This is a genomic window from Bacillus sp. LK2, from assembly GCF_001043575.1.
Classification (GTDB): domain Bacteria; phylum Bacillota; class Bacilli; order Bacillales; family Bacillaceae_G; genus Bacillus_A; species Bacillus_A paramycoides.
In genome coordinates this window covers 1-4,319 of record NZ_LDUK01000083.1, presented here as the reverse complement: position 1 = coordinate 4,319, position 4,319 = coordinate 1, and the positions used below count along the sequence as shown (strand labels likewise).

Here is a 4,319-nt window from a genome sequence, read left to right as displayed (position 1 = left end):
ATAACAAAAGTGGAGATATAGGGATATATCTATATTATAAAGAAAGTTATAGTAGTGATATGCTGTACATACAATAGAATCAGTAATTTTTCAAACGCTCCCCTATGCCTCCATTTCTAATAACAAAAGTGGAGATATAGGGAAATATCTAATTATAGAAATAGGGATATATCTATATTACAAAGAAAGTTATAGTAGTGATATGCTGTACATACAATAGAATCAGTAATTTTTCAAACGCTCCCTATGCCTCCATTTCTAATAACAAAAGTGGAGATATAGAGAAATATCTAATTATAGAAATAGGGATATATCTATATTACAAAGAAAGTTATAGTAGTGATATGCTGTACATACAATAGAATCAGTAATTTTTCAAACGCTCCCCTATGCCTCCATTTCTAATAACAAAAGTGGAGATATAGAGAAATATCTAATTATAGAAATAGGGATATATCTATATCTATCTGAATATACTCTGTACCTTTTTTGATTCTTCCATCTTGAAAATAATCAGGGTTAGGATTTTTTTGATAAATACGTGTATTCGATTTGATACGTGAGATATAATAAGCTTTTTTATATTGTATATGTTGAAGATCTTTCAAATGAAAATAATCTAAACCTCGGATACATAAATCATTCGATGTTACAGTTGGGACACACAGAGAGCCGTGAGTGCGATCATGTTGTTTACCTGGACCTGTATGAATATGTAGGAACTGTCTACTTAACAAATCATATTCAAGTTGAATCTTTACTCCCGCTGTATGGCTGCATCCTCCTGCACCTGGATAAAACGATGAAAATACATCAGGGAGTTGAAATGCAGTAGAATCTAAAATACGAATACGCTTGAAAACAGAAGGGTATGGAGAAAAAAACGGCATAGATGTGGCCAATTTTTTGCTTAGTAGTTCGGCTAGTAGGTGTTGTAAAAGTAGGACGGCGCTTTATTAAACCGTTGATTCAGTCCCTCAGGACTGATGAGTACTTCTGTTGATGCTTCTAAACAGCTAGATAACTGAGTTAAAGAAGTCATAGCTACATTTTGGCTCACCCATACACATAAAGCCACTAAATCTTTTGCTCGGTACTTACTGGTTCGTTTTACAAAACCAACAACTCCAGTAAGACCCCGTAAGGTATTTGGAGATAAAAAACTCTGAATCTCTTGAGCAAATAGTTGTAACTCGTTAGATACAGAAATAGACATAAAAAAACGCCATCCTTTCCTACAACTCTATAGAAAGAATAGCGTATTTTTTCATTTAAAGTATTATATTATGATGACATTTTATTCAACCTTTCCTGAGATTGAATATTGGTTCTAACAAACAGTCCAGTGTATAAGAGGAATGTCCCCATTATTGCAATGATACCAATGTAAACGGACATCATCGTAGGAACCAAAAATGCACCAATGATAATAGTCATTCTTGCAGTTAGATCCGCGCCAATATATGCTAGACCTGCAAAAGCTGAATACGACCCTCTTTTATCAGCCGGAATCATATTAGCTTGTTCTGCATTTCTGATTGGGGAGTAGACAAGTTCACCAACAGTGGCAATGAAACTAAAAATAATCAGTACGTACCAAGTGTTTGCAGATGTTACTGTCATATAGCCTACACCATAGAGCACAAGACCTAAAAGTAACGCTTTTTTTCCACTTAGACAATCTGTAAATTTATTTACAATAAACGTTAAACATACTACTAAAAGCATATTTTCTATGTTAAGAATACTTAGCATCCTCACTCCTACTATTTCAAAGTTCCCAATGCTTATTGGATTAAATGTTTCTGAAAGTCGTACACCAACATAACTGTTTAAAGAAAACTCTGCCGCAAATATGCAGGTAGACCCTATTACAACTCTTAAAAATGCTCTATCTTGAATAGCAACTTTATAGTTTTGAATTAGATCAAGTACTATATTTCCATGTCTTTTTTCTAAGCACTCTTTAACTTCTGCAACTAGCCAAATTTTATAAGCAATCGGCAATGTAGCAGAAACAAAAGTCAGTAATATAAACAACTCTTTTTGGTGATTAATGTATAAAAAACCACCTAATGCTGCACCAATTGCCATAGAAAGATTCATAAGCCAATAGTCAATTGTATAAACAGCCTTTCGATTTTCTGGCGTAGTTGAGTCTATAATGATAGCTTGCATGGATGGGCGCCCAAGACTACTAGATATTATAAAACCTACATAAGCAATTGCAAATAACCAAATCATCTTATCTGTAGGAAATAAGCTTAAAGTCATGAATAAAAACATCAAAGTACTAGAAAAAGAAGTTAACAATAAAATTTTCTTTCGTTGAAAGCGATCTGAAATGTAACCTCCAATTAAATTTGAAAAAAAGCTTAAAATAACCGTTAAGATTAAAAATAACCCGGCCCATACTTTATTTATTTCTTGAGCAAAAAACAATGCCATGAAAGGCATTACTGCTGATGTAACAGCACGATTAAAAAACGATGTAATTAAGCGTACTTTTATATTTTGTTCAAAGTCTTTCCAATTCATCGTATCTCCTCCTTTTGTCTAATGTTATATTAAACTAGACTTATCAAACTAAAAATGGACATATTCAGAAAAACATGTCCACTTATAAAAGGAGATAGAAAAATGGATAAAAATTTACTGAATCTATGGCAATCATTTTCTTCAGGAAATATAAAAATACAAGATCTAGCAGATTTTTTAAATTTAAGTACAAAGCAAACAGTACGTTACTTACATAAATGGATGGATGAAGGTTGGCTGACTTTCACTTCTGGAAAAGGCAGAGGAAATTCCTCCTCTCTTCAATGGTTGAAAAATATAGAACAAATCTATGAGTCACAAGTAATGGAAATTATGGATCAACAGCCTGTTGAAAAAAGCAGTAAATATTTACTATATAATTGGTCTCCAAACAGTAAACTACGCTTGATGACTAAATTTCATTCAAAATTTGGCTATGTACATAATTCGGATGATAAATTAATTATTCCTAGAAGAAAGCCCTTTTTAACAACACACCCGCTCGAGGCTGCCGATGTACATAGTGCACATATTGTCGCGAACGTTTTCAATCGACTTGTTTATATGGATGAAAAGGGGAACATATTCCCTGAAATAGCTCACAGTTGGGATTTAACTCAATCTAGGCTTAGACTATATTTAAAAAAGTCTATAAAATTTCATGATGGATCCATCTTAACAGCGGCTGACGTGAAACTATGTCTCTCAAAACTACGTAGTCATAAATACTATAAAGACTTATGGGCACCCATAGAAAAAATAGAGATTGTATCACCATTAATTATTGATATACATTATCCAGATAGTTGTAGTTATTGTTTACAAATGTTATGCATGATAAATACAAGCATTTATAAAGAAAATAACGGCCAAATCATAGGAACCGGTGGTTTTTATATAGGAGAGAATAACCAGGAGAAAACATCATTGATAGCATTTCATGATTATTTTCAAGAAAGACCTTTGCTAGATACAGTAGAATTCATCCAGGTCCCTCTAGAATTTGATAATATTTATCAATCTTCCAAACACCATAAAAGTAATTCTACCTTTCAAGTAGAAAGGAATTCAGGTTTCGGTGTTATAATTATGAATGCTTGGCGTAATTCGTCAATTCAACACATAGATGTTCGTAATTACTTACATTCTATTATCGCTAACAATATGAATCATATTCATGAATATGATTCTCAAAAAATCCCAAATATTAAAAGCTGTTTGAAAGACATAGATCATCAAGTCAATATTCCAAAAAGAAGACGTCCCGAATTTAAAGAACCACTTATTATAAAAGCCACTCAGTATACAGAAGCGACAACAAAATGGTTAATTAATATCTTAGAAAAAGAAAATATACCTTTTCAAGTTAAATGGGTTCCATTTGAAAACTATCTTAGGGATGAAAAACTTAATGAACAAGTCGATCTCTTTATCCATGGTGAAGTATTTGAGATGAATCAAGAGATATCATTTTATTATTTTTTAACAGCTAGATATTCACCATTGGCTAAGGTTTTAAAAACAAATAAATCATTAAAAAAACAACTTTCTAAATACAAACATACACATTTTGAGGAGTGGGCTTCATTAAATAAGAATCTTGAAAAAGAACTGATAGAATCCTCTATTATGATTCCCTTATACTATGATACACGTCAGATTCCTTTTTCATCAGATTTAACGAATATTAAGATGAAATATTTTGGATATGTGGATTTTTCTCAACTTTGGATAAGACCTTTAATGTGAACTACTCACCACTTAGCAAAGCTTGAAGTGGG

Annotated in this window: 2 protein-coding genes and 1 pseudogene; 1 reads left to right on the top strand and 2 read right to left on the bottom strand. The window is 32.3% G+C overall.

Features of this window, described 5'->3' with window-relative positions:
• Nucleotides 1–455: 455 nt before the first annotated feature.
• Both VK90_RS26830 and VK90_RS26825 read right to left on the bottom strand, forming a co-directional pair.
• Nucleotides 456–1,216: pseudogene (locus VK90_RS26830) on the bottom strand (IS4 family transposase); the annotation flags it as partial.
• Nucleotides 1,217–1,284: 68 nt separating this feature from the next.
• Entirely contained in the window at nucleotides 1,285–2,538 is a 1,254-nt protein-coding gene (locus VK90_RS26825) for an MDR family MFS transporter (protein WP_048376595.1), read from the bottom strand.
• A gap of 102 nt (nucleotides 2,539–2,640) precedes the next feature.
• Between VK90_RS26825 and VK90_RS26820 the strand changes: the two genes are divergently transcribed.
• Complete coding sequence (locus VK90_RS26820) at nucleotides 2,641–4,287, top strand: ABC transporter substrate-binding protein (RefSeq protein WP_048376593.1); 1,647 nt, start codon at nucleotides 2,641–2,643, stop codon at nucleotides 4,285–4,287.
• The last annotated feature ends 32 nt before the right edge of the window (nucleotides 4,288–4,319 follow it).

Excerpts from the sequence above, each read along its gene's own strand:
- VK90_RS26820 (WP_048376593.1), top strand. The coding sequence starts at position 2,641 with ATGGATAAAAATTTACTGAATCTATGGCAATCATTTTCTTCAGGAAAT.
- VK90_RS26825 (WP_048376595.1), bottom strand. The coding sequence starts at position 2,538 with ATGAATTGGAAAGACTTTGAACAAAATATAAAAGTACGCTTAATTACA.